Genomic DNA, 25,270 nt, shown 5'->3' with positions numbered 1-25,270 from the left:
GATGGTGCTTGATGTCAATCGGTATGCGCTCACCAATCGCTGTTAAGCGCGTTTTTCCTTAAGGCGATAATTGACGTCAGCCACTTCCACATCCGACTTTGCTCTGCATATACAAGGCAAAATTTCATCACCCTGTGTATAAGCCATCGCAAAACCAACGTACTCCACCTCGCCTGAGACCAAGGTGCAGCGGCACGCTCCACAGTGTCCATCTCGACAGTTATATTCAGGTTCCAGTCCGGCCTGTTCCATCGTCTCCAATATCGTGTTGGACGAATTGGATTGGATGGTGGTAATCGCGTTGATTTTGATACTGGGCATTACAGTTCGAAGTCCTTGAAGTCATCAGCACGTACGTCGCTGTCAATCTGACCGACAAGGTACGATGAGATCTCCGCTTCTTGCGGTGCGACTTGGACATTATCTGATGATAACCAAGCGTTGATCCAAGGGATCGGGTTCGATGTCGCATTTGGATAAGCGGCGCTCAGTCCGACAGCTTGCATACGAATGTTAGTAATGTACTCAACGTATTGGCAGAGGATGTCTTTGTTCAAGCCGATCATAGAACCGTCTTTAAACAGGTACTCAGCCCACTCTTTCTCTTGTTCCGCCGCGGCTTTAAACAGGTCAAAGCACTCTTGCTTACACTCTTCTGCGATCTGCATAAATGAGAAGTCATCTTGACCATTGCGAAGCAAGTTGATCATATGTTGGGTGCCAGTCAAATGTAGCGCTTCATCACGAGCAATCAACTTAATGATTTTCGCGTTACCTTCCATCAGTTCACGTTCTGCAAATGCAAAAGAACAAGCAAAGCTCACGTAGAAGCGAATGGCTTCCAATGCGTTGACAGACATCAAGCAGAGGTAAAGTTGCTTCTTCAAATTGTGTAGAGAAACCGTGACTTCTTCGCCTTTGATCTGATAAGTGCCTTCACCAAAACGGTGATAGTCGTTGGTCATCTGAATCAAATCATCGTAGTAGCGTGAGATGTCGTCCGCACGCTTCAAGATGTGCTCGTTTTCAACGATGTCATCAAACACGAGACCTGGATCATTCACAATGTTACGAATGATGTGCGTGTAAGAGCGTGAGTGAATCGTTTCAGAGAACGACCAAGTCTCGATCCACGTTTCGACTTCTGGCAAAGAGACCAAAGGCAACAGCGCGACGTTAGGGCTGCGACCTTGGATCGAGTCAAGTAGCGTTTGGTATTTCAGGTTGGAAATGAAAATGTGTTTTTCATGCTCTGGCAGTTTGTTGTAGTCGATGCGGTCACTCGACACGTCGACTTCTTCTGGACGCCAAAAGAAAGAAAGCTGTTTTTCGATCAGTTTTTCAAATATCTCAAATTTCTGTTGGTCGTAGCGAGCGACGTTGACAGATTGGCCCAAGAACATAGGCTCTTTGAGTTGATCATTTTTAGTTCGGTTAAAAGTACTGTAAGCCATGATGCCTCAATTCCTTTTATGCCCCGAGACTCGGGGCATTAATTTGGTTAAACGTTGCAAATCCTAGTAAGCGTTAGATCTTACAACCGCCGCCTGCACAATCGTCGTCTTGCGGCTGAACGGCGTCTTTTTGGTCGTCGCTCGCGCCATCACGCGTGTTGTGGTAGTACAGGGTTTTAACGCCGTATTTGTACGCAGTCAGAAGGTCTTGCAGCAGTTTCTTCATTGGCACTTTGCCACTTTCAAAACGGCTTGGGTCGTAGTTAGTGTTCGCGGAAATCGCTTGGTCAACGAATTTCTGCATGATACCCACTAGGTGCAAGTAACCGTCGTTTGAACCAATATTCCAAAGCAGTTCGTAGTTGTTCTTAAGCGCAGTAAAGTCAGGCACTACTTGTTTCAAGATGCCGTCTTTAGAGGCTTTGACAGAGACATAACCACGCGGTGGCTCAATACCGTTGGTGGCGTTAGAGATCTGAGATGAGGTCTCTGAAGGCATCAACGCGGTTAATGTTGAGTTGCGCAGACCGTGTGTCATGATCTCTTCACGTAGGCCATCCCAGTCGTAGTGCAGAGGTTCATCACACACTAAGTCCACGTCTTTCTTGTACGTATCGATAGGCATGAGGCCTTTCGCGTAGTTGGTCTCGTGGAACGATGGGCATTTGCCTTGTTCTTTCGCCAGTGCAACGGACGCCTTAAGTAGATAGTACTGCATCGCTTCAAAAGTGCGGTGCGTCAGTCCGTTGGCGCTGCCATCCGAGTATTTCACGCCATTTTTCGCGAGGTAGTAAGCGTAGTTAATGACGCCCACACCGAGTGTACGGCGGTTCATGGTGGACTTATACGCCGCTGGTAATGGGTAGTCTTGGTAATCAAGCAGTGCATCAAGTGCACGTACGACCAAGTCAGACAACTCTTCGAAGTCATCCAGTGACTGGATAGCACCCAAGTTGAAAGCAGAAAGCGTGCAGAGCGCGATTTCGCCAGAATCATCTTCAACATTGCTCAGTGGCTTGGTCGGCAAGGCGATTTCAAGACACAGATTCGATTGGCGAACCGGCGCAACGCTGGCGTCAAAAGGACTGTGCGTATTACAGTGGTCGACGTTCTGAATGTAAATACGGCCTGTGGATGCGCGCTCTTGCATCAAGATAGAGAACATATCGATGGCTTTCACCGTTTCCTTCTTAATCGATGGATCGTTTTCGTACTTAACGTACAAACGTTCGAACTCATCCTGATCTTCGAAGAATGCATCGTACAACCCAGGGACATCAGAAGGAGAAAATAGGGTGATGTTGCCACCTTGAACCAAGCGTTGGTACATCAAGCGGTTAAGCTGAACGCCATAGTCCATGTGACGAACACGGTTCTCTTCGACACCGCGGTTGTTCTTTAGCACCATCAGTGTCTGAGATTCGCGGTGCCAAATTGGATAGAAGACGGTTGCTGCGCCGCCACGAACGCCACCCTGAGAACAGCATTTGACGGCGGTTTGGAAGTATTTGTAGAACGGGATACAGCCAGTGTGGAACGCTTCACCGCCGCGGATCTCTGAACCCAGAGCACGGATTCGACCTGCATTGATACCAATACCGGCACGTTGTGATACGTAACGCACGATGGAGCTTGCGGTTGCGTTGATCGAATCAAGGCTGTCGCCACACTCAATCAGTACGCATGAACTAAATTGACGCGTTGGGGTACGTACACCCGACATGATTGGCGTAGGCAGAGAAATCTTAAATGTCGACGTCGCATCGTAGAATCGCTTGATGTAGTCAAGGCGCGTCTCTTTCGGGTAGTTTGCGAACAAACACGCTGCCACAAGGATGTACAAGAATTGAGCGCTCTCGTAAATTTCCCCTGTCACACGGTTTTGAACGAAATACTTACCTTCCAGCTGTTTCACAGCGGCATAAGAGAAGTCGAGATCGCGGCGGTGGTCGATGTAAGCATCAAGCTCATCTAGCTCGGACTTAGTGTAGTCCTCTAGGATGTGCTGGTCGTATTTACCCATATCGACAAGACGCGCAACGTGGTTGTACAGCGTTGGTGGCTCATATTGACCGTACGCTTTCTTACGCAGATGGAAGACAGCTAAGCGAGCGGCGAGGTATTGATAATCTGGCGTCTCTTCTGAGATAAGATCAGCGGCTGACTTGATGATGGTCTCATGGATATCAGAAGTGGTGATGCCATCGTAGAACTGGATGTGAGCGCGAAGTTCTACCTGCGACACAGAGACGTTATCAAGGCCTTCTGCTGCCCAGGTAATCACTCTGTGGATCTTGTCCAGATCAATGTTTTCTTTGCTGCCATTACGTTTAGTAACGGTGAGTTGTTGGTTCATTCTGCTTCATTTCCCTAACAAAACTGATTAAAGCCGTGTTTATATGTAATTCTTGTAAAATTGATTCCAGCTTTGTGATCAAAATCATTCTATACATTGTAGTACAAACACAATATATAGGGGTGCATCGATGTGCGGGTTACAAGATAGAGCTATCGAAGACGGTTTTCAAGTTACAGTTTTGGGATGACTTGTGGATAACTGACAAAAATAGAAAAAACAGTAAGTGACTACTAACCGATGAGGAAAGGGCAAACAAGATTGTACAAAATTACCGTTTTGGAATCGGTTTAGAAGTAACCATAAACAAAAAAAAATTCCTTGATCTTTGCTAATTTTTTTCTGCGTTTTTTGATGTGTTTAAAATGGAATCACGTGCACAAAAACCGACCTAAAAAGGCGGTGAACTTGTGCTACCGCCTAGGACATGACCACTAGATGTTGTGCGCTGACGGGGTTCGTCGATCAACGTTTTTGGGTGTGGACGATGTAGTTCACGTCGACATTAGTGCCTAATCGATAGCGATCAGTGAGCGGATTGTAGTGCAGCCCAGTAATGCCGAGTTCAGTAAGATCCGTTTGATCAATCATCTTGATAAGCTCAGATGGGCGAATAAATTTCTCATGCTCGTGGGTGCCTTCCGGCACGATTTTGAGGAGCTTCTCCGCACCGACAATCGCAAAAAGATAAGACTTGATATTGCGGTTAAGTGTCGAGAAGAAAACGTGACCACCCGGCTTGACGAGGCGAGCACAAGATTGCACAACGGAAAGAGGCTCAGGAACATGCTCAAGCATTTCCATACACGTCACAACGTCGTAACTTTGGGCATGGGTTTGCGCATGGTCTTCAATGGTACTCTGAATGTAGGTTAACTGAGTACCGGTTTCCAAGGCGTGCAAGCGAGCGACTTCAAGGGGCTCTTTGCCCATATCGAGACCGGTCACTTCCGCGCCTTCTTTCGCCATGCTTTCGGCTAAGATGCCGCCGCCACAGCCGACATCCAACACACGCTTGCCGAACAGCCCACTGGCCTTGTCGAGCACATATTGTAGGCGTAGGGGATTGATTTGATGAAGGGGCTTAAACTCGCCTTCTAAATCCCACCAACGTGATGCCATATCTTCGAATTTCTTTATCTCTTTTGGATCGACGTTTTGTGATTGGCTCATAGTCATCTCTGTATCCATACCTAGGTTATTGGGCGACATTATACTCAATCATCTCCTTGGCACCATGAAAGGGCGCACTTTTCTGTATGGCTGGCTAAAAAGTAGTCATTAATCAGCAAGATAATTCATGAGTGTGCAATTTCTCAGCGTTTGATTCACAACCAAGCTCACAACCTGATAAAACGAGAGGGAAAGTAATGCCGAACTATTGATTTGTGTGTTATATTTTCGCACCTTAAACGTATTGTACATACGATCTATAAATAGAGGGATAATGGCTCTATGAGCGATCTAGCTAAAGAGATCACGCCCGTAAACATTGAAGATGAGCTGCGAGGTTCCTACCTAGACTATGCGATGTCAGTCATCGTTGGTCGTGCTCTTCCAGATGTGCGTGATGGCCTAAAGCCTGTACACCGCCGCGTGTTATTCGCGATGAACGTACTAGGTAATGATTGGAATAAACCATACAAAAAATCTGCCCGTGTTGTTGGCGACGTTATCGGTAAATATCACCCTCATGGTGACAGTGCTGTGTACGATACTATCGTACGTATGGCTCAGCCGTTTTCATTGCGCTACATGCTTGTTGATGGCCAAGGTAACTTTGGTTCTATCGATGGTGACTCCGCAGCAGCAATGCGTTACACCGAAGTGCGTATGGCAAAAATTGCCCACGAACTTCTCGCTGACCTAGACAAAGAAACCGTAGATTACGTGCCAAACTACGATGGCACAGAGCAAATCCCTGCGGTACTGCCGACAAAAATTCCTAACCTACTGGTGAACGGTGCCTCTGGTATCGCGGTAGGTATGGCCACCAATATTCCGCCTCACAACCTAGGTGAAGTGATTGATGGCTGCCTGGCTTACATCAATAATGAAGAAATCACGATTGATGAGCTTATGGACTACATACCGGGTCCTGATTTCCCGACTGCGGCGCTCATCAGTGGTCGCAAAGGCATTGTAGACGCGTACAAAACCGGTCGCGGTAAGATCTACATGCGTTCTAAAGCGGAAATCGAAGTAGAGAAGAATGGTAAAGAGACCATTATTGTCACTGAAATTCCTTATCAAGTGAACAAAGCTCGTCTTATCGAAAAGATTGCTGAGCTGGTTAAAGATAAGAAAGTGGAAGGCATCAGTGCACTGCGTGACGAGTCTGATAAAGACGGCATGCGCATTGTGATTGAATGTAAGCGTGATGCAGTAGGCGAAGTGGTGCTCAACAACCTCTACGCACAGACTCAGCTGCAAACGACTTTCGGTATCAACATGGTGGCTCTAAATAACGGCCAGCCACAGCTATTCAACTTAAAAGACATGTTGAAGTGCTTCGTTGACCACCGTCGTGAAGTGGTCACTCGTCGTACTATCTTCGAACTACGCAAAGCACGTGAACGTGCGCATATCCTTGAAGCGCTATCCCTTGCGCTTGCAAACATCGATGAAGTTATTGAGCTGATCAAAAACGCACCAACACCAGCAGAAGCGAAAGTGGGCTTGGTATCGCGTGGTTGGGATTTGGGTAACGTTGCATCAATGCTTGAGCGTGCTGGTACTGATGCCGCACGTCCAGAATGGCTAGAAGATCAATACGGTATCCGTGAAGGTCTGTACTACCTAACAGAAACTCAAGCGCAAGCCATTCTAGAACTTCGTTTACACCGTCTAACCGGTCTAGAGCACGAGAAGATTCTTGATGAGTACAAAGCACTTCTAGATGAAATCGCGGAGCTTATGCACATCCTGGCTAGCACTGAGCGCTTGATGGAAGTCATCCGTGAAGAGTTAGAAGCGGTACGTGATGGTTACGGTGATCCTCGTCGTACAGAAATCACAGCGGCCACCCATGACATCGATATGGAAGAGCTGATTGCTCGTGAAGACGTAGTGGTAACCCTGTCTCACGAAGGTTATGTGAAGTATCAGTTACTGAGTGATTACGAATCTCAGCGTCGTGGTGGTAAAGGTAAGAGCGCCACCAAGATGAAGGAAGAAGACTTTATTGAGCGTCTGCTTGTCGCCAATACGCATGACAATATCCTCTGCTTCTCGACTCGCGGTAAGACCTACCGTTTGAAGGTGTACCAATTGCCTCAAGCGACACGCACAGCGCGTGGTAAGCCAATCGTTAATATTCTGCCTCTTGAAGAGGGAGAGCGTATTACCGCTATTTTGCCAGTTGATGAGTTCTCGGCAGACAAATACATCTTCATGGCGACAGGCGATGGTACAGTGAAGAAAACGTCACTGGATCAATTTGCCAATGTTCGTTCAAATGGTCTGATTGCAGTGAACTTGCGTGATGACGATTCACTGATTGGTGTGGATATCACTACCGGCGAAAGCGACATTATGCTGTTCTCTAAAGCGGGCAAAGTGGTGCGCTTTAGTGAAGATAAAGTCCGTGCGATGGGCCGGACCGCAGCAGGTGTGCGCGGTATGAAGCTAGCGGATGATGACCAAGTGGTGTCACTGATCGTTCCTGCGAACGAAGGCGATATCCTCACTGTGACGCAAAACGGCTACGGTAAGCGTACTGAATTGGCGGAATACCCAATTAAAGGTCGCGCAACCCAAGGTGTTGTCTCTATCAAAGTCTCTGAACGTAACGGCCCAGTCGTTGGCGCTGTTCAAGTAGAAGAAGGCGATGAGATGATGATGATCACCGATGCTGGTACACTGGTACGTACTCGTGTGGCGGAAGTGAGCCAAGTCGGTCGTAACACACAAGGTGTGACTCTGATCCGCACCGCTGAAGATGAATCGGTCGTTGGATTACAACGTATCGATGAAATCGAACAAGCAGACATCATCGATGGCGAAGATGCTGAGCAAGATGAGTCAGCACAAGTGAGCGCGCCAACTGACGCACCGGATGTGAATGACGGTGATGACGAGCAAGTGTAATCTTACTCTGTTACGTTGATAAAGAAAGCCGAGGTAACCCCTCGGCTTTTTTGATCGATTAAAAAATGGCGTCAAAAATATATCGTTATAACAATAGTTTAGCTAATTGATGAGCGAAATTTAATTCACGTGCATAGGTGCTATTTTGCCTATAGAATGCGCGCGATGTTTATTTACTCACTCAATGCGAACCATGAAGTTATCACTCAAACAAAAACTCATTATTGCTAGTTTGTCGGCCGTTGTTTTGATGGCCAGCGTCTTGACTTGGCTGTCTGCCCAGCAACTTGCCAATCAAACTCATCAAGGTGTACAAGACCGTGCAGAAAGTATCGCCAATGCGGCGACCTCCGGTATTGCCGACTGGATAGCGATCCGTAAGGATATTGCGTCTGCCTTCAATCAATACGTGGGCGAAGAGAATGTTGTGCCTTATCTGCAACAAGCACGCAATGCTGGTGGCTTCGACGACATTTTCTACGGCACACCGAAGGGAGAGATGTTCCGCTCTCACCCTGACCGCAATCGTGCCGACTACGATCCGCGAGTCAGACCTTGGTATATTGATGCCAAGAATGCAGGACGCCAGATGATCACCACGGCTTACCAAGATGCAATCACTAATGCGTTGCTCGTGACGATCGCTCAACCGATTACGCAGGGTACGCAGCTACGTGGTGTGGTTGGGGCCGATGTGCTGATTGATCAGCTGATTAACGACGTCATCAACCTCAATGTAGGCAAAAATGCGCACGCGATGTTGATTGATACACAAGATGGTAACTTCCTCGCTCATCCTGATAAAAACTTGCTGCTCAAACCGGTCAGTCAGTTGTTCGACCGATTATCTTTGCGAGACATCAAACAAGCAGCAGACAACGGATCGATACATCGTTTACATCAAGGCAATCAAGAGAAGCTGTACTATTTCAAATCCGTTGCCCACACCCCTTGGATTTTTGCCATTGAGATGGATGTGACGACTGAAGAAGCGGCGCTCAATCAGTTGATGATCAAGCTGGTGGTGACGTCACTGGTGATCACGGCAGTGGTCATCGCACTGGTCTCTTGGTTGGTGAGCTTCTTATTTCGCGACTTAGTGCGCGTGTCGACCGCCTTGGAAGCCATTGCGTCAGGCGAAAGGGATTTAACTCAGCGTCTAGAGCCAAGAAGTGACGATGAGGTGGGTCAACTGGCGGCAAACTTTAATACGTTTGTCGGCAATATGCATGCGATGGTATCGAAGCTGAGCCTTGTGTCTGCCTCATTGTCTGAGCAATCGAAAAGCACAGCACGAAATGCCGCGCAGCGAAGTGAACGAATTCGTTTGCAGCAAGATGAGATCAACATGGTCGCCACAGCCATCAACGAGATGGCGGCCGCGACGCAAGAAATTGCCGGCAACGCGGACCACACAGCGCAGAACTCTACCCAAGCGGTGTCAGCCTGTATGCAAGGTGGTAAACAAGTGGTGCAAACGCAAAGCTCGATTCAGAACCTGGCTAATGAAGTTCAAGTGGCGACAAAAGTCATTCAAGAGTTAGAAGTCCATGGCAACAGCATCAATACCATTCTTTCGACGATTCAAGATATCGCAGAGCAGACAAATTTGCTCGCCTTGAATGCGGCCATTGAAGCCGCTCGCGCTGGTGAGCAGGGTCGTGGGTTCGCAGTCGTTGCCGATGAAGTGCGCGTGCTTAGCCAACGCACACACTCATCGACCAAAGAGATCCAACACATGATTGAGACGCTGCAAGGCACCACGCTAAAAGCGGTGGGCATCATGCGTGATAGTGGACAATTAGCGGGAACCAGTGTTGAAGACGCGGATTTGGCGGCACACAGCCTCACTGATATTCAACATGCGGTCGAGCGTATTAGCGATATGGCGACTCAGATCGCCTCAGCGGCAGAAGAGCAAGCCTCGGTGACGTCAGAAATCACGCGTAATACGGTTGGTATTCGTGATGTCTCCAATGAATTAGCCGATGAAGCGCATGACGCTGCGGCGCAAGCAACACAGCTTTCCGAACTCTCACTTGAGCTTGAACAAGAGATAAAGCGCTTTAAGCTCTAAGCGATGAGATGAAAAGCCACTAAGTAGAGATATCATTGTTAAGATAAAACAACGCCCAGCTTAGCTGGGCGTTGTCGTTTCAGTCGAACAGGTCACTTAGTCAATGAGACCGTAGTCTGCGGCAAGAATATCGATGATCTCTTGCTTAGGATTATCGCTGAGCGTAATCGCTTTTCCCGTGATCTTTTCTGCGATACCTGTGTAGGTCTTTGAGATGTCCATCAACGCAGAGAGAGGAAGGGCATTGTCACGAGCAAGGGCTTCACGCTCAGGCATGCGATCTTTATTGAGCAAGATGTCTGGGTCAGGGAAGTGGTTAAGCAAGAACTGGCGGAACCCTTCTTTTGAGTTCTCGACAATATTGCCGGCTTGGTATTGTGCTTCATCCCAAATACGTGAAGAGTCCGGTGTCCCCACTTCATCCATGTAGATGAGTTTTTCCTGACCCGCCGCGTCGGTGACGTAACCAAACTCAAATTTGGTATCAACAAAGACTTGACCTACTTTCGCCAAAGCCGAGCTAATGACGCCAAAGCCTTCACTGAGTAGCTTCTCATAAATCGCGATATCGCTTTGCTTTGAGAAGTTAAACGCGGCAAAGTTCTCCTCGATGTTGCGGCGACTGATGTTAACGTCGTCCGCTTCTGGTACACCAGGGATGCCACGTAGAATGCCTTTAGTGGATGGCGTCATAAGTAGCTCTGGAAGCGCTTTGTCTTTCTCTAAACCCTCAGGTAGTGTGATACCACAAAACTCGCGCTCACCTTTTTCGTAAGCACGCCACATTGAACCGGTGATGTATTGGCGGCAGATGGCTTCGATCATGATGGGCTTGGCTTTTTGCACGATCCAAACCAATGGGTGAGGAATGTCGAGAATGTGGCTGTCTGCGAGCCCATTGTCTTTAAACAGTTGGAACCAGTGGTTGGAGATGGCGTTTAACGCCGCCCCTTTACCTGGCACGCCTTTTAGATTCCCTTCACCGTGCCAAATGCAGTCAAACGCGGAGATACGGTCACTGATCACCATAATTGCTAGTGGTGCGTCAGGCGACACGTCGTAACCTTTTTCTTCGATAAGGCGTCGGCTATCGGCTTCGGTTAGCCAATACACAGAGCGGACTTTACCACTGTGAACCGGTTTATCAGTGCGGATGGGAAGATCGTCATTAACGGCGAGAACTTGTTCTGCGAGACTCATTTAGACATTCCTATAATTTGTCAAAAATGGTTGATAAGCCATGAAGGCCCTTCATTTGCAGAGCATGATACCAGAACTTTTTCTCTGTTCCAGATAAAAAGCAAACGTTTGCTTGTTTTTAAGTTGAATGAGTTAGGCCTTGGTTTCAAATCAAGAAACCGCGAAAAGAAACGCCTCTTATCACAATGATAGGAGGCGAAGCAGTGAGGTTTCGATTTAGTGGTAGTGATGCATAGACGCATCAACAAAAAAGACTTCACACTGATGTTGCTTGGCCAGTTCTTTCAATAGTCGCTGTTCGATAAGAGAGAGCTCACTTGAGGCAACCACCGCACTGGCGTTACCTGATTGAATCGCTTTGGTCACAATATCGACTTCCGACTGAATTTGCGATGGCTTCATGTGGATGATTTGATTGCAACGCACTTGATGTGAGGACAGTTGAGCAAAATCTGGACGTGGGCATTGACCTGTAAATAGAATCCACTGTTTCTGCTGTGACAGATCAGCCAGTCGTTCAAGGCTGGTGTCATCCAAAGATAGAGGCTGGGTAGACTGAGCCAACACATTAAACTTTGAGTAGCCGTGACGAGGTGTTTGAACTGAAATCATAATACTGTCCTTTTATACATGCTGTATGCGTATACAGTAGTTTTATTGTGGCGAAGACGCAAGCATTTTTTGCGCGCAAAATGAGCGGGTCAGGTAGATTAATAGAAGGAGTGTGTTTTCTAACTATCTGATAAGTAGTTAAATTATATTGGTTTGATAGGTTGAATGAGAGCTTTGAAAAGGTGCAGAAAATGTGATGGGTAACTCACTCTACTCAGCAGGAGGCCAAGTAGAGGCGAACAGGGTGAGAAGAGGTGCTAGAGAAAACGTTCTGGATAGTCGCTAAAAATACCATCCAATTGAGAAAGGTGTTTGAGTCGTTTCGGATTATTGATGGTGTAGCACCACACTTCATACCCGGCATCTTGTAGTTTTGAGACGGTAGACTTGGTCGCCCATGTTGCGCCAATATTGCAGCCTGTCGCCTCCACCTCTTTGAGAAGTCGCCAATCCTTGCGCTTCAATCGCTCGGTAAGTAAAGCGCGTCGACACTGAGGAATTTGCTTTGCTAACTCGCGCATCACGTCATGGCTAAAACTCGACAAAATAATGCGCTCTAGCGGTATTGAGGTCACATTGAGCGTAGAGGCCAATAGCGCGCATACCGATTGGGCGTCGTGGGTATCAACTTTCACTTCAATATTCAGCTTGATGTCGCTGGGTTCAATAAGTGTCAGTAGCTCTTCAAGGGTTAACAGGGTTTGTGGTGTCACTTGACCTTCATGGCGCGCCGCAAAATTGAGTTGTTTGAGCGCACTGAGGGTCAAGGTGTCGACTCTGCCTGTACCATTTGAGCAACGGTCAACAGTATGGTCGTGACACACGACGAGATGACCGTCTTTGCAAGGCTGCACATCGACTTCAACCCAAGTAAGGCCAAGATCTATCGCCGCTTGAATGCTGGCGGTGGTGTTTTCTGGATAGTGTCCTGCCACGCCGCGGTGGCCAATAATGAGCATATCTGATTCTCAACGGAGTGATTTGGTCTGAGAATACGCGTCATTGAGTGGATGTGGTAGTCATTTTGATCTCTAAGTTGTGCTCGCTCTTTCAACAGATTGCGATTAACTCTACTGGTTTTTATGTCATGAACGATATTTTTATCTAATATTTAATTTGAAGATAAAATTAAATTGGAAAAAAGAGGTTTCAGACGATTAGAATACGCCCAGAGCACTAAATTTGATTGGAACAAGGAAGAGAGCATGAAGATCGGAGTGATCGGCGCTGGCGCAGTGGGTGTGGGTGTCTGTAATTATCTACTGACATTGGGCAGTATTAGTGAACTGGTGTTGTTGGATCAGAATCTAGCAAGGGCGGAAGGGGAAGCGTTCGATTTTCGCCATACTGCCGCGCTAACATTCACAAAAAATACCCACATTGTGCCGACCGATGACTATCTCAGTTTGATTGGCGCAGACATTGTCGTGATTACCGCAGGCGCGCAGATTAAGCAGGGGCAGACTCGAATTGATTTGGCAGAAATCAACGCCAAAATTGGTGTTGATATCGCGAGGAATGTTGAGCGCGTCGCACCGAACGCGATACTCATCGTGGTCTCCAACCCTTGTGACATTGTCACACACTTTATCGCAACCAATACTGGCTACACGGCGGAGAAAGTGATCAGCAGCGGTTGTGTGATTGATACCGCACGTTTGATGAGTATTGTGGCTAACCGCGTCAACTTAGATCCTAAAAACGTTTTCGGTTATGTTCTTGGTGAGCATGGAAGCAACTGCTTCACCCCCAAGAGCTTAATTTCGATCGCCGGACAACCTGCAGATTATTACTGCGATACACACAAAATGCCTCGTATTTGCGCGGATGAACTGCTTGAATCGGTCAAGCAAGCGGGTTACGAGATATTTAAGCGCAAGCAAAACACCACACACGGTATTGCCGCGAGTGTGTTCCGGGTTATTCAAGCCATTATGATCAATGAACGCTCGGTGTTGCCGGTTGCGACCTTGATACAAGGGGATTATGGCCTCGACAATGTTGTGCTTAGTTTGCCAACCGTCGTCGGGCAAAATGGTGCCCAAGCGATTTTGCAACATCCCTTTACTCAAGATGAGCTCAGTACGCTCCATGCGGTGGCGGATAACGTCACGAAAATCGTTGAACAAGTGGCGGCGCAAACAGGTTTGAATGCCCGTTAACGGGGTACTCTTTGCAAGATCACAACCTGTCTCGCTACTGGCTTGAAAAAGAGGATTGGGCTCACAGCTTAGAGTTTTTACTCTTTGCCAAGAGTAAGACGCTGCTAATTTATAATGTGAATACATTGTTAAATTAGCAGCGTTATGCACATTCATACCATTGAAGGTTATATTCAAACCATCTATCTCGCTGAGTATCCCGACAAACTCTTGCTTCTTGACGGCGCTAGTCGAGCCGACATTACCTACTTGTGCCAGTTCATTGAGCAGCAACTTGCGCGTCCTCTGTGCGATCTGAAAGTCGTTGTGGTGACACACATGCACCCCGATCATGCGGGTGCGGCGCATCGTCTTAGAGCATTAACGGGGTGCCAGATAGTTTCTGCCGACAAAAAGACCCATTGGTATCAAGGGTGGTCGGGTGGGGCGATGTTTTTGTCTGACTTGCTACTCGCATTATGGGTGGCGGGCAGAATGAAAAAAGCACGCGTCAACCTCTGGTATGACCGTTACCTCAAGCCTGATAGCGTAGTCAACGAAGGGGACCAGATACCTGGATTTCCAGATTGGACGATTCTAGAGACGCCAGGCCACACTGATCGGGACCTCTCTTTGTGGCATGAGCCCACACGGCTACTCTATGTGGCGGACTTAATGGTGGAAGTGAAACAGCACCTAATCTCACCTTTTCCAATCTTTTATCCTAATTATTATCGGCGTTCCGTCGAGCGGGTTTTCAAGCTAAACCCAGAGACTTTGCTCGTTGCTCATGGTGGCTCGGTGACTTTCGATGAGAGTGCCTATCGGCACCTTATCGCGACCACGCCCACCACTCCCTCAACGCACTGGAGGGCAACAAAAACCAAGTTACGCGCAGTGCTAAAAGGCCTATTCGCTCAGGTCACCATGAAAAGGAAACAGTAACTGTTCTGTGTCAAAGCCAGCGGATTGGGCAATCCTGACGTATTTATTGAGCTTGTACGTAGGCAAATCAGGCTCTCTGGCGAGAATCCATAAATAGTCTCGATTGTAACCGCTGACGACCGCAGCTGAATAATCCTCTTCTAAATAGAACACCACATAACTGCCGTAAAACGGTCCAAAGAAAGAGACTTTGAGGTGCCCAATCTCCTCTCCATCGACAAACTTGGCGACACCTATCGCTTCTTTCCACTGGTTATCTTCATCGTTCCAGCCACGATTGATCACTTGCACGCTGCCATCATCATTGAGCGAGTATTGTGCGCTGACATGGCTGAGGCCCCGTTCAAAGCTGTGATCAAGCCGAGCAACCTCATGCCATGTGCCAAGATAGCGCTCGAGAGAAAACTCATTGACAGGCGCGATGCCGGTGGGTGTCGAAACACAACCTGACAACAGTGAGATCAGTACCGCAAATAGCGCCAAAATACGGGGATGAAGGGTCATGTTACACCTCTCGTTGTGGATAGAGTGCATTGAAACAAAAAGAGAAACCGGATGGTTTCTCTTAAGTATGGTGCATTCATCGAGTAATGACGATCATTTTGAGTCTAAGCAGACAAATTCGGCTCGCCAACGCAGACGATCCGAGCTGCTCATGGTCGCAAGCAGCTCTTTACCCGACAATTGGGGGTAGGCATGTTTGATGCGATCTTGTTCACCAGAAGGGCAAGATTCATAAGCACGAACGTGAGTGAACGTACCAGTGAGATGGTTTGAAAGTAGCGCTTTTGAAAGGCAGAAGCCGTACATATCCTTTTCCATGTCCAACGTTCCTATCTGTTGAGCAGCATCGAATCTTGTGCGTGAGTCGCTTCTTTTAAACGGTGTGCTGCAGGTTAGCCAATGACGATTACCACTGAGTGTTCAAATAGTATACAAAACAAATGCGGTTTTAGTGCATAAAATGTTCTAAAAACGGTTTGATCTTAATCAACGAAAAGGAGGTTAATAACTGAATAAACATGAAGTGAACTCAAAAAAGCAACCTTGCGGCTAAAAAATCACCAAGTCATTAGCATTTTGATCTCAATTCACTTGGGGAATTCACAGTTTGGATGAGCGCCAGTCGTCCAATACTGGCATCGATGTTAGCCTTAAAATGTCTCATTATAGGAAGGTCTCTTGATCGCAGCGACACGCGATCGGCAGTGAGGAAAAGTATGAATTGGAGCAGTATCAGCTTTCGCAAACGGATGCTGATGATCATGACATTATCTGGGCTAATCGAATTGCTCTTGCTCTCGGCCGCCGGCTTTATTTACATCAAGCATTCGCAAGAAGAAGAGATGGGCTTGAAGGCGCTTGGGGTGGCCTCTTTTCTTGCCAAATCACCGATTGTGATTGAAATGATTGAAACCGGCCAAGTGCAAAGTCAGCAGCGCTATCGTGATTTGACCCAGTTGATTGGCGCCGCGTTTATCGTGATCGGCGACAAGCAAGGTATGCGTTTGGTGCACCCAGTCGATGATCGAATTGGTAAGCCAATGCGCGGTGGTGACAACAAGCGCGCTTTGGTCGACGGGGAGGCGTACATCTCGTTCGCCAAAGGGTCACTGGGTTACTCAGTGCGGGGTAAAACGGCGGTGTTCAATCAGCACGGTGAAATCATCGGCGTTGTGTCTGTCGGGTATTTGATTGACCGGCTTCAAGATAGGATTGAACCATTCCTGTTCTTCTTGATTGTGATGGCATTGATTGTGGTCGGTGCGAACGCCTTGGTCTCTAGCTATGCATCACGGCGCTTTCAAAAAGCGATATTGGGGTTTGAGCCCGAAGAGATTGGCCGACTTTATGTCGAGTTGGATGTGACACTGGAAACCCTTAAAGAGGGCATTTTGAGTATCGATGGGGCCGGTAAACTGCGCTCAATCAATAAAAGTGCCTGCCAAATTTTAGGTTTGGATAAACAGGCATGTTTGAATCAGCCACTCAGTGAAGTGTTGCCACACAGTGACTTACATACTGTGTTGACGACTGCTCGCACCGATAACGACATCAATCTTTACCTCAATAATAAACGTCTTATTGCCAATCGCAGCCCGATTATATTGGATGGCCAGGTGGTCGGTGCGGTGTCCAGTTTCCGCTTGCGTGACGACATCACCGATTTAACTGAGCAATTAGCCAAAACCAAAGAGTACGCAGAGATGCTCCGCTCTCAAACGCATGAGCATCGAAACAAGCTCAACACCATCAGCGGCATGGTGCAAATGGGGGAGTTAGAGGGAGTGCTTGCATTGATTGGCCAAGAGACTGAGCATTATCAAGTCTTAATCGAATTTTTACGCGAGACGGTTAAAGAGCCGCTAATCGCGGGCATGTTGCTTGGCAAAACCGAGCGCGCGCGCGAGCTTGGATTAGAGTTGACGGTAGAAGAAGGCACAAGACTCGAGCCGTTACCAAAGCGAATCAATGCCGAAGACATAGTCACCATCTTAGGTAATTTGATCGATAACGCGTTCGATGCCGTGCGTGAGGCAATTAGCCAAGAAGGGCAATTAGCCCAATCGAGGCGCATCATAGAAGTGTCGATCAGTGATTATGGTAACGAGATCATTCTTGAGGTGAGCGATCAAGGTTGCGGCCTACCGGCACATCTAAGTAAAGAGGAGCTCGTTCAGCGCGGCGTGTCGAGTAAAGACCAATCCAATCGCGGGGTCGGATTATACTTAGTGAATGAGCTCTCTACACGTTACCACGGACAGTTAGATATTACCGATAACAAGGATTTTGGCACCAGAATGACAGTCTATTTACCAAAGGAAGAGCGAGGATGAGTTCGGCGATTCGAATCATGATTGTGGAAGATGACTTAGCCATCGCGCAGCTTCACCAACGTTATCTCGATCAGATGGGCGGCTTTGAGGTCATTGGTATTGCGACAAATAAAGTGGAGGCAGACATGCAACTCGATCTGCTGACCCCCGATCTCGTGCTGCTCGATGTTCACTTGCCTGATGGAACGGGGTTGGACATTTTGCGTGAATTGCGCGCAAAACAGCGCCAGTGTGACGCGATTTTGATCACGGCGGCGCGCGATGTTGAAACCTTACAACAGGCGATGCGCGGAGGTGTGGTGGATTACTTGCTCAAACCCGTCGTCTTTTCTCGCCTAGAAGCGGCATTAAGCAAATATCGAGATAGGCAGCAACAGCTGACGCACAGTGACGGTATCGATCAACGCTTAGTGGATAAAATGCTCCAAGCATCCACGCCAGCGACCTCCAATGTGGCCCGATTGCCAAAGGGCATCGATGCCGTCACGTTGGATAAAATTCGTGCACTGTTTAAGCAAGCCGAGAGTTTGACCGCGGATGAGGCGGGTGAGCAGATTGGCGCAAGCCGTACCACAGCTCGGCGCTACTTGGAACACTTAATCAGTACGGGTGAGCTGACGGCGGATCTCAACTACGGCACGGTCGGACGCCCCGAGCGCTGCTACAAATCTGCTGCGGCGGAATGAAGTTGTGGTAAAGTATTGAAAAGTTAAGCTATTGGTGTGAATGGAATGGAAAGTGTTTTCATCGTTGTTGCGATACTAGTGATCTTCTTTTTCATCGTGCAAAAGCGATTTCTTAAGCAAGATGAGCTCAAAGACAGCACCTACAAACGCAAGGGCGCGCTACTCAACATGCAAGAGACGGCGTTTTACAATGCCCTCATCAGCGCGGTTGGTCAGCAAGCAGTGGTGTTGAGTAAAGTGAACATGGCGAACGTCATAGCGCCCAAAGCCACCGACAAAAAGCAGTGGTTTATCGCCAACAACCGCATTGCGCGCAGCTATTTTGACTATGTGGTGTGCGATCCTCGCTCTTTGGATGTGCGGGCCGTGATTGAGCTTGATGACGGCAAAGAGCTCAATAAAGGTAAGGTCGAGCGCCAGAAGCTCTTGATGCACGTATGTAAATCTGCCGGGATCCCGCTCATCGGTGCATCGGTCAAGCACAGCTATCAAGTCGGGAGACTGCGTCGATTGCTCGCCGCACATATTGATCTGATTGAATCGGATAAAGAGGTGCGTTTTTGCAAACGCTGCGGTAGCCCAATGAACATCAAGATCGCCAGCCAAGGGGAGTTCAAAGGTCGGCGTTTCTTTACCTGTAGTCGCCAACCACACTGTACTTACACAGAAAACTACAACGTCGTGTTTGACGACGAGTCAGACACCGCAGAATAGCGGCCCTATGAGGCCGCCGCTTCATTGCATACCATGACCTGATTGCGGCCATTTTGTTTGGCGCGATAGAGCTCTTTGTCGGCTTCACGCAGCACACTTTCAAGATCGTGGTAGTGGTCGCACTGGTAAACCCCAATACTGACGGTTAAATGAATCGGCTCTTCACGAGAGTGAAAGTTTGCACGTTCAATCGTGGCGCGAATCTGTTCGGCTTTTTGCATCGCCTGCGGTAAGTCCGTGTTGTGCAGAGCAACACAAAACTCTTCGCCCCCAATGCGATAGACCAGATGCTCATCGCTTAAGGCATCAATCAGTGCCGCCGTCTGTATCAGCACCTTATCTCCGACATCGTGGCCAAATTGGTCATTGACCTGCTTAAAGTAATCCAAATCTAAGATCAGCAAAGAGAGAGGCAGTGTTTGACTCTCACGACGATAACGCTCGAAGTTATGCACCAACGCATGGCGGTTGTAGACACCCGTCAAAGCGTCCCGTGACGCCAAGTGACCTAAGGAGGCTTCAGAGGTTTTACGCTTGACCTCCAAGACGTGCGCAGTCACCCACACCGCGGCAAAGGCAAGCGCAAAGTTAATCGAGAGGTGGAAGTAATCAAGTAGGGCGGTATCGCCGTTTTTTTGACAGATGATCACCAACTGTAAAGAGAATCCAATCGCCGTCGCAATGAAGCCTTGTCGACGACCAAGAATCAGATAAAAGAGAACAGGGTAAAGGAACGCCCACACAAACAGACCGTGCGCGACTGGGTGGCTATAGGTCGCGATGCTAATGATGGCCACCACGCTATAAATGTAGAGCACTGCTAAGGTGTTCGAGTGCCTGCCATGATAGCAACAGTAACCCACGTAAAGAGAGAAGGTGCAAAACATCGCTTCTATGTAGGCAAGCGTATAAAACGGACCAACATAGACGTTCACAATGGCCACCAGCATCGACATGGCGGCCAACACTAAACTAAGCCAAAATAACGTTGCCCGTCGCAATTGCCGCGACGGTCGAAAAATATCGAGTTCGTTCCCTGAAGCCATCTGTTAACCGCTGTTTTATTATACTTTTGTTTGATTAATAGACATATTATGCCATTGATTTCACTAATCAAGTTCAGGCGTGAAGTAAGATCACACTAATGGAAATGAAATTAGGTGCACTGTTACAGTGTTAGTGTGATCTCAAAGCATAAATGGCAAATAGGTGTTTGAATACACTGTAGTTCACCTCTACCCCTTTAGGGTAGTTTGATTTTTGAATTGATTTACGTCATGAAATAAATCAGCCAACCGATAAACAATGCGCTCAGATATAAGCACCTAACTCTTAGGAAGTATTATGAGCAAGTTGAAACTGGTCATCGTCGGCAACGGCATGGTTGGCCATCGTTATCTGGAAGATTTGGTCGATAAGACGGATATCTCACAGTTTGACATCACGGTTTTTTGCGAAGAGCCTCGTGTTGCCTATGACCGTGTCCACCTTTCTTCTTACTTTTCTCACCATACCGCGCAAGAACTCTCTCTCGTTAAAGAAGGTTTCTACGAAAAACACGCGATCAACGTCTTGCTCGGTGAGCGCGCAATTAATGTCAACCGAGACAAACGCACCGTCTATTCAAGCTCTGGCCGTGAAATTCAGTACGACAAGCTGATTATGGCGACGGGATCTTTCCCATTTGTGCCACCCATTAAAGGTCGCGAAAGCAAAGATTGCTTTGTTTACCGCACCATTGAAGATCTAAAAGCGATTGAAGCTTGTGCGAAGAAGAGCAAAGTCGGTGTGGTTATCGGCGGCGGTCTACTTGGCCTTGAAGCGGCAGGCGCATTGAAGGCGCTCGGCGTTGAAACACACGTCGTTGAGTTTGCATCTAAGTTGATGGCTGAGCAGCTCGATCAAGCGGGCGGCGACCAACTGCGTAACAAAATTGAAAGCATGGGCGTGAACGTTCACACCAGCAAAAACACACTTGAGATTGCACCAGAAGGCAAAAATGCACGTAACGTGATGCGTTTTGCCGATGGCACTGAGCTTGAGACTGACTTTATTGTTTTCTCTGCGGGTATCCGTCCACAAGACAAGCTCGCTCGTCAAATGGAGTTAGAGGTTGCACCGCGTGGTGGTATCGCGATCAACGACTACTCACAAACGTCTGATGAAAACATCTATGCCATCGGTGAGTGCGCCTCTTGGAACGATATGTTCTACGGCTTAGTGGCGCCAGGTTACAAGATGGCAATGGTCGCGGTTGATCACCTGCTTGGTAACGACAGCAAGTTTGAAGGTGCGGACATGTCAGCGAAGCTTAAGCTTCTTGGCGTGAAAGTAGGCTCAATCGGTGATGCGAACGGTCGTACTCCAGGTTGTAAGAGCTACGTTTACCAAAATGAAGAGCAAGAAGTTTACAAGCGCCTGATCGTTTCTGAAGATAACAAGAAGCTTCTTGGTGCCGTAATGGTTGGCGATACGTCTGACTATGGCGACCTTCTTCAGCTCATGCTCAACGAAATCGACCTACCAGAACATCCAGATACGCTTATCCTTCCAGCGCACGCAGGCGCAGAGAAGCCAACACTGGGCGCTGACGCGCTACCAGAAAGTGCGGTTATCTGTTCATGTTTTGACGTAACGAAAGGCAAAGTGGCACAAGCCGTTGCTGAAGGTCATCACACGATTGCTGACATTAAAGCGGCAACCGGTGCAGGTACTGGCTGTGGTGGTTGTATCCCACTGGTTACATCAGTGCTGAACGCTGAGCTGGCAAAATCTGGCGTCGAAGTGAAGAACGATATCTGTGAGCACTTTGCCTACTCTCGCCAAGAGCTGTTCCACCTGATTCGCATTGAAGAGATCAAAACATTTGATGAGCTTTTAGAGAAGTATGGTCAAGGCTACGGCTGTGAAGTGTGTAAGCCAGCAGTCGGTTCTATTTTGGCTTCCTGCTGGGGTGAGCACATCCTAAAACCACAACTGGTAAAGCTGCACGATACCAACGACAACTTCCTCGGTAACATGCAAAAAGACGGTACTTACTCGGTGATTCCGCGTATGGCGGGCGGGGAAGTCACCCCACAAGCATTGAAAGTCTTGGCTGAAGTGGCAGCGGAATACAACCTTTACACCAAAGTAACGGGCGCGCAGCGTATCGGTCTATTTGGCGCGCAAAAAGATGACCTTCCAGCCATTTGGAAGAAGCTGATTGCCGCAGGCTACGAAACCGGTCAAGCGTACGCCAAAGCACTGCGTATGGCCAAAACATGTGTGGGCTCCACTTGGTGTCGCTACGGTGTTCAAGATGCAGTAGGCCTAGGCGTGATGATCGAGAACCGTTACAAAGGCATCCGTACTCCACACAAGATGAAGTTCGGTGTCTCTGGCTGTACGCGTGAGTGTGCGGAAGCGCAAGGTAAAGACCTTGGCATCATCGCGACCGATGCAGGCTGGAACATGTACGTCTGTGGTAACGGGGGTATGAAGCCCCGCCATGCTGATTTGCTCGCAAGCGACCTAGATGAAGCAACGCTCATTAAATACATTGACCGTTTCATGATGTTCTACATCCGTACGGCTGCGCCACTGCAGCGCACATCAGTATGGCTAGAGAACATGGAAGGTGGCGTTGATTACCTGCGTGAAGTGATTGTCAATGACAAGCTGGGTATCAACGAACAGTTAGAAACGGACGTGGAGAAATTGGTTGACGCGTTCCGTTGTGAGTGGACGGATACCATCAACGACGAGTCGCAGCTAAAACGCTTCTCACACTTCATCAACTCAGATAAGCGTGATGACAACGTCGTGTTTGTTGATGAGCGTGCTCAGCATCGCCCAGCCACTTACAGCGAAAAACATTCTAAAGCCGTCTCCTCGAAAACAAAGGGCGACATCCTTCACGTAGCAGTGACTGAATAAGAGCGGAGTCATCATCATGGCATTTGAAAAAGTATGTGACATCACAGACATCATCCCAGGCACGGGCGTATGTGCGCTAGTGAAGGAGCAACAAGTGGCAATCTTTCGTCCGTCAGAAGCGGAAGAGGTGTTTGCTATCAGCAACATGGATCCTTTCGCTCGTTCCAACGTGTTATCACGCGGCCTTATCGGTGAGCACAAAGGCGAGCTTTGGGTGGCAAGCCCACTGAAAAAGCAGCATTTCAACCTAGCAACGGGCGTGTGTATGGAAGATGAGCGCTTCAGCGTCAAAGCGTTTAATGCCCGCGTCGTGAAAGGGGCGTTAGAGATTGAGGGCTAGCGTTATCGCTTACTTTCTTTCTTAGAGTCAATAGATTAAAGGTTCCCTGTTGGCGCAGGGCTGCGACAGCCGGGAGCCTTTCCCTATTCACTTTTATTTTTAAACTTTATGGAGAGACAATGATGTCTGATTTCAAGCCTGCTGAATTCGTGCAAACGATGATCAATGTTGGTGAAGCGAAAACCAACACCCATACGCGAGATTTACTTATCCGTGGCTTTATGGCAGGTATTATCCTGTCACTGGCGGTGGTTCTGGCGCTCACGACGATTACCCAAACTGGGTTGGGTGTAGTAGGGGCGATGGTGTTCCCTGTGGGCTTTGTGATTTTGAGTATTATGGGTTACGACTTAGTGACCGGTGTCTTTGGCTTAGCGCCGCTAGCGAAATTTGAAAACCGTCCAGGCATCACCTGGGGTCGCGTCCTTCGCTGCTGGGGGCTCGTTGGCCTGGGCAACCTAGTGGGCTCTATCTTCATCGCTTACATCATTGCACTGTCACTGACCTCCAACTTCACCAATGATGGCGGCGCCGTCGCTAAAACCATCATCAATGCTTCAACAGCACGCTCGGCGGGTTTTGAATCATTAGGTATGGATGGTTGGATCACCTGCTTCGTGCGCGGCATTTTGTGTAACCTCATGGTGTGTCTCGGTGTGATTGGTAATATGACCGCGCGCCGTTTAAGTGGTCGTATCGCCGCTATGTGGTTCCCTATCTTTATTTTCTTCGCGCTAGTATTCGAGCACGCAGTAGTAAATATGTTCCTATTCCCGCTAGGTATGATGCTGGGTGCGGATTTTGGTGTCGCGACATGGTTAAACTTTAACCTAATCCCAACGATTTTAGGTAACATTGTCGGTGGCCTTGTGTTTACCTGCATCCCTCTCTATCTCACTCACGCGAAAACAGCGCCAGCGCTTGACGCAGAAGAGACGAACGCGCAAGCAACTCCGGTATTGAACGCGAAATAATGTCACTCAACCCCGCTCTTCGCGGGGCTGAATTTCGATAACAAGTGATGATTTCAATAGAGCGATTGTCACTTTTTATCGTGGATTTTTAAGAGTGGTGGCTATGTCTACAAACGCCGTTAACACAAATCAAGGTGGTTTTGTCTCTTTGGTCGGAGCGGGCCCGGGCGATCCGGATTTGCTGACAGTGAAAGGGTATCGAGTTATCCAGCAAGCGGAGGTCTTGGTTTACGACCGATTGGTGTCAGAGGCGATCCTCGCCATCGCTAACCCTGAGGCAGAGCGGATTTACGTGGGTAAACAGCTCGATTTTCACTGTGTACCGCAAGATCAAATTAATCAAATCTTGGTCGAAAAAGCCCAGCAAGGCAAACGTGTCGTGCGCCTTAAAGGTGGTGACTCATTCATCTTTGGCCGTGGTGGCGAAGAGTTGGAAGCGCTCGCCGAGCACAATATCTCATTTGAAGTGGTGCCGGGCATCACCGCCGCCGCAGGTGCGACCTCTTACGCGGGGATTCCTTTGACGCACCGAGACCATGCCCAGAGCGTGCAGTTTATTACCGGTCATGTTCAAAAGAATGGACAAGAGATCCAATGGTCCGCGCTGGCACAGCCAAACAATACGTTAGTCTTCTATATGGGTTTAAAACAGTGTCGCCACATTCAGGCCAATCTTATTGAGCAGGGTATGGATGTCGACATGCCCTGCGCCATCATCGAAAACGGCACTCGTAAAGAGCAGCGTGTCTTAACGGGTAAACTCGCAGATCTGGCGAATCTCGCCGAACAAGCCGTGAGTCCCGCGCTGATTGTGGTCGGCAGCGTCACACAATTGCATCGTTCATTGCATTGGTTTGCACCAGAAAATAAGACGGAATAATCGTTATTCCTAGTGAAACGGCGCAGGGTTGCTTATTCTCCTTAACA

The 25,270-nt window shown here is 48.3% G+C and carries 21 protein-coding genes; 11 read left to right on the top strand and 10 right to left on the bottom strand.

The window, feature by feature from the left end:
- Nucleotides 1-42 precede the first annotated feature (42 nt).
- The 4 genes from yfaE to ubiG all read right to left on the bottom strand — a co-directional run bounded on the left by yfaE (nt 43) and on the right by ubiG (nt 4,983).
- Nucleotides 43-321, bottom strand: a complete 279-nt coding sequence (yfaE, locus tag AC6R03_RS10345; protein ID WP_487903141.1) for a class I ribonucleotide reductase maintenance protein YfaE — start codon at nt 319-321, stop codon at nt 43-45.
- A complete protein-coding gene (gene nrdB / locus AC6R03_RS10340; RefSeq protein WP_500631148.1) occupies nt 321-1,454 on the bottom strand; it encodes a class Ia ribonucleoside-diphosphate reductase subunit beta in 1,134 nt (377 codons plus the stop codon). The genes yfaE and nrdB overlap by 1 nt, the downstream gene beginning before the upstream one ends.
- 73 nt (nt 1,455-1,527) lie before the next feature.
- On the bottom strand, nt 1,528-3,810 hold the full coding sequence (gene nrdA, locus AC6R03_RS10335; RefSeq protein ID WP_500631147.1) for a class 1a ribonucleoside-diphosphate reductase subunit alpha: 2,283 nt from the start codon (nt 3,808-3,810) through the stop codon (nt 1,528-1,530).
- A 465-nt stretch (nt 3,811-4,275) separates the two neighbouring features.
- Nucleotides 4,276-4,983 carry a bifunctional 2-polyprenyl-6-hydroxyphenol methylase/3-demethylubiquinol 3-O-methyltransferase UbiG gene (ubiG, locus tag AC6R03_RS10330; RefSeq protein WP_500631146.1) on the bottom strand — a complete coding sequence of 236 codons (708 nt, stop codon included), beginning with the start codon at nt 4,981-4,983 and terminating at the stop codon, nt 4,276-4,278.
- A 282-nt stretch (nt 4,984-5,265) separates the two neighbouring features.
- On the opposite strand from ubiG, the gene gyrA reads away from it, so the two are divergent.
- Together gyrA and AC6R03_RS10320 are read left to right on the top strand one after the other, a co-directional pair.
- Nucleotides 5,266-7,899 carry a DNA topoisomerase (ATP-hydrolyzing) subunit A gene (gene gyrA / locus AC6R03_RS10325; RefSeq protein ID WP_500631145.1) on the top strand — a complete coding sequence of 878 codons (2,634 nt, stop codon included), beginning with the start codon at nt 5,266-5,268 and terminating at the stop codon, nt 7,897-7,899.
- 193 nt (nt 7,900-8,092) lie between these two features.
- The gene (locus tag AC6R03_RS10320) at nt 8,093-9,976 is read left to right on the top strand and encodes a methyl-accepting chemotaxis protein (RefSeq protein WP_500631144.1); all 1,884 of its coding nucleotides are present in this window, start codon (nt 8,093-8,095) and stop codon (nt 9,974-9,976) included.
- Nucleotides 9,977-10,072: 96 nt separating this feature from the next.
- On the opposite strand, the gene AC6R03_RS10315 is transcribed toward AC6R03_RS10320, so the two are convergent.
- The 3 genes from AC6R03_RS10315 to AC6R03_RS10305 all read right to left on the bottom strand — a co-directional run bounded on the left by AC6R03_RS10315 (nt 10,073) and on the right by AC6R03_RS10305 (nt 12,747).
- Entirely contained in the window at nt 10,073-11,176 is a 1,104-nt protein-coding gene (locus tag AC6R03_RS10315; RefSeq protein WP_500631143.1) for a phosphoribosylaminoimidazolesuccinocarboxamide synthase, read from the bottom strand.
- Between the two features lie 216 nt (nt 11,177-11,392).
- The gene (locus AC6R03_RS10310) at nt 11,393-11,785 is read right to left on the bottom strand and encodes a hypothetical protein (RefSeq protein ID WP_500631176.1); all 393 of its coding nucleotides are present in this window, start codon (nt 11,783-11,785) and stop codon (nt 11,393-11,395) included.
- A 260-nt stretch (nt 11,786-12,045) separates the two neighbouring features.
- Nucleotides 12,046-12,747, bottom strand: a complete 702-nt coding sequence (locus tag AC6R03_RS10305) for a glycerophosphodiester phosphodiesterase (RefSeq protein WP_500631142.1) — start codon at nt 12,745-12,747, stop codon at nt 12,046-12,048.
- 246 nt (nt 12,748-12,993) lie between these two features.
- Here AC6R03_RS10305 and AC6R03_RS10300 point away from each other — a divergent pair, with 246 nt between their 5' ends.
- Nucleotides 12,994-13,950, top strand: coding sequence for a lactate/malate family dehydrogenase (locus tag AC6R03_RS10300; protein ID WP_500631141.1), 957 nt, complete (start codon nt 12,994-12,996; stop codon nt 13,948-13,950).
- Between the two features lie 144 nt (nt 13,951-14,094).
- On the top strand, nt 14,095-14,874 hold the full coding sequence (locus AC6R03_RS10295) for an MBL fold metallo-hydrolase (protein WP_500631140.1): 780 nt from the start codon (nt 14,095-14,097) through the stop codon (nt 14,872-14,874).
- Here AC6R03_RS10295 and AC6R03_RS10290 read toward each other — a convergent pair.
- Both AC6R03_RS10290 and AC6R03_RS10285 read right to left on the bottom strand, forming a co-directional pair.
- Nucleotides 14,839-15,378, bottom strand: a complete 540-nt coding sequence (locus AC6R03_RS10290; RefSeq protein WP_500631139.1) for a lipocalin family protein — start codon at nt 15,376-15,378, stop codon at nt 14,839-14,841. The genes AC6R03_RS10295 and AC6R03_RS10290 overlap by 36 nt on opposite strands.
- A gap of 93 nt (nt 15,379-15,471) precedes the next feature.
- Nucleotides 15,472-15,696, bottom strand: a complete 225-nt coding sequence (locus AC6R03_RS10285; protein WP_500631138.1) for a hypothetical protein — start codon at nt 15,694-15,696, stop codon at nt 15,472-15,474.
- 398 nt (nt 15,697-16,094) lie between these two features.
- Here AC6R03_RS10285 and AC6R03_RS10280 point away from each other — a divergent pair, with 398 nt between their 5' ends.
- Genes AC6R03_RS10280 through AC6R03_RS10270 form a run of 3 tightly spaced genes read left to right on the top strand, consistent with a single transcriptional unit; the run spans nt 16,095 to nt 19,111 of the window.
- On the top strand, nt 16,095-17,711 hold the full coding sequence (locus tag AC6R03_RS10280; RefSeq protein WP_500631137.1) for an ATP-binding protein: 1,617 nt from the start codon (nt 16,095-16,097) through the stop codon (nt 17,709-17,711).
- Nucleotides 17,708-18,397 (top strand): response regulator, encoded by a 690-nt coding sequence (locus AC6R03_RS10275; protein ID WP_500631136.1) that lies wholly within the window; start codon nt 17,708-17,710, stop codon nt 18,395-18,397. Before AC6R03_RS10280 ends, AC6R03_RS10275 begins: the two co-directional genes overlap by 4 nt.
- 45 nt (nt 18,398-18,442) lie before the next feature.
- The gene (locus AC6R03_RS10270; RefSeq protein ID WP_500627669.1) at nt 18,443-19,111 is read left to right on the top strand and encodes a DUF2726 domain-containing protein; all 669 of its coding nucleotides are present in this window, start codon (nt 18,443-18,445) and stop codon (nt 19,109-19,111) included.
- A gap of 5 nt (nt 19,112-19,116) precedes the next feature.
- On the opposite strand, the gene AC6R03_RS10265 is transcribed toward AC6R03_RS10270, so the two are convergent.
- A complete protein-coding gene (locus AC6R03_RS10265) occupies nt 19,117-20,157 on the bottom strand; it encodes a GGDEF domain-containing protein (RefSeq protein WP_500631135.1) in 1,041 nt (346 codons plus the stop codon).
- Nucleotides 20,158-20,455: 298 nt separating this feature from the next.
- On the opposite strand from AC6R03_RS10265, the gene nirB reads away from it, so the two are divergent.
- The 4 genes from nirB (at nt 20,456) to cobA (ending at nt 25,223) form a co-directional block, all read left to right on the top strand.
- The gene (gene nirB / locus AC6R03_RS10260) at nt 20,456-23,029 is read left to right on the top strand and encodes a nitrite reductase large subunit NirB (protein ID WP_500631134.1); all 2,574 of its coding nucleotides are present in this window, start codon (nt 20,456-20,458) and stop codon (nt 23,027-23,029) included.
- Nucleotides 23,030-23,045: 16 nt separating this feature from the next.
- A complete protein-coding gene (nirD, locus tag AC6R03_RS10255; protein WP_500631133.1) occupies nt 23,046-23,369 on the top strand; it encodes a nitrite reductase small subunit NirD in 324 nt (107 codons plus the stop codon).
- A 119-nt stretch (nt 23,370-23,488) separates the two neighbouring features.
- A complete protein-coding gene (locus AC6R03_RS10250) occupies nt 23,489-24,343 on the top strand; it encodes a formate/nitrite transporter family protein (protein WP_500631132.1) in 855 nt (284 codons plus the stop codon).
- A gap of 103 nt (nt 24,344-24,446) precedes the next feature.
- Entirely contained in the window at nt 24,447-25,223 is a 777-nt protein-coding gene (gene cobA, locus AC6R03_RS10245) for a uroporphyrinogen-III C-methyltransferase (protein WP_500629775.1), read from the top strand.
- Nucleotides 25,224-25,270: the final 47 nt, after the last annotated feature.

Source organism: Vibrio sp. R10-SG-ISO4, from assembly GCF_059834135.1.
The sequence above is the reverse complement of the archived record's forward strand: the minus strand, read 5'-3'. Positions and strand labels throughout refer to the sequence as shown.

Bases quoted from the DNA above. Each gene is read 5' to 3' on its own strand.
- yfaE (WP_487903141.1), bottom strand. From the start codon at position 321: ATGCCCAGTATCAAAATCAACGCGATTACCACCATCCAATCCAATTCG.
- nrdB (WP_500631148.1), bottom strand. From the start codon at position 1,454: ATGGCTTACAGTACTTTTAACCGAACTAAAAATGATCAACTCAAAGAG.
- nrdA (WP_500631147.1), bottom strand. From the start codon at position 3,810: ATGAACCAACAACTCACCGTTACTAAACGTAATGGCAGCAAAGAAAAC.
- ubiG (WP_500631146.1), bottom strand. From the start codon at position 4,983: ATGAGCCAATCACAAAACGTCGATCCAAAAGAGATAAAGAAATTCGAA.
- gyrA (WP_500631145.1), top strand. From the start codon at position 5,266: ATGAGCGATCTAGCTAAAGAGATCACGCCCGTAAACATTGAAGATGAG.
- AC6R03_RS10320 (WP_500631144.1), top strand. From the start codon at position 8,093: ATGAAGTTATCACTCAAACAAAAACTCATTATTGCTAGTTTGTCGGCC.
- AC6R03_RS10315 (WP_500631143.1), bottom strand. From the start codon at position 11,176: ATGAGTCTCGCAGAACAAGTTCTCGCCGTTAATGACGATCTTCCCATC.
- AC6R03_RS10305 (WP_500631142.1), bottom strand. From the start codon at position 12,747: ATGCTCATTATTGGCCACCGCGGCGTGGCAGGACACTATCCAGAAAAC.
- AC6R03_RS10300 (WP_500631141.1), top strand. From the start codon at position 12,994: ATGAAGATCGGAGTGATCGGCGCTGGCGCAGTGGGTGTGGGTGTCTGT.
- AC6R03_RS10295 (WP_500631140.1), top strand. From the start codon at position 14,095: ATGCACATTCATACCATTGAAGGTTATATTCAAACCATCTATCTCGCT.
- AC6R03_RS10290 (WP_500631139.1), bottom strand. From the start codon at position 15,378: ATGACCCTTCATCCCCGTATTTTGGCGCTATTTGCGGTACTGATCTCA.
- AC6R03_RS10285 (WP_500631138.1), bottom strand. From the start codon at position 15,696: ATGGAAAAGGATATGTACGGCTTCTGCCTTTCAAAAGCGCTACTTTCA.
- AC6R03_RS10280 (WP_500631137.1), top strand. From the start codon at position 16,095: ATGAATTGGAGCAGTATCAGCTTTCGCAAACGGATGCTGATGATCATG.
- AC6R03_RS10275 (WP_500631136.1), top strand. From the start codon at position 17,708: ATGAGTTCGGCGATTCGAATCATGATTGTGGAAGATGACTTAGCCATC.
- AC6R03_RS10270 (WP_500627669.1), top strand. From the start codon at position 18,443: ATGGAAAGTGTTTTCATCGTTGTTGCGATACTAGTGATCTTCTTTTTC.
- AC6R03_RS10265 (WP_500631135.1), bottom strand. From the start codon at position 20,157: ATGGCTTCAGGGAACGAACTCGATATTTTTCGACCGTCGCGGCAATTG.
- nirB (WP_500631134.1), top strand. From the start codon at position 20,456: ATGAGCAAGTTGAAACTGGTCATCGTCGGCAACGGCATGGTTGGCCAT.
- nirD (WP_500631133.1), top strand. From the start codon at position 23,046: ATGGCATTTGAAAAAGTATGTGACATCACAGACATCATCCCAGGCACG.
- AC6R03_RS10250 (WP_500631132.1), top strand. From the start codon at position 23,489: ATGATGTCTGATTTCAAGCCTGCTGAATTCGTGCAAACGATGATCAAT.
- cobA (WP_500629775.1), top strand. From the start codon at position 24,447: ATGTCTACAAACGCCGTTAACACAAATCAAGGTGGTTTTGTCTCTTTG.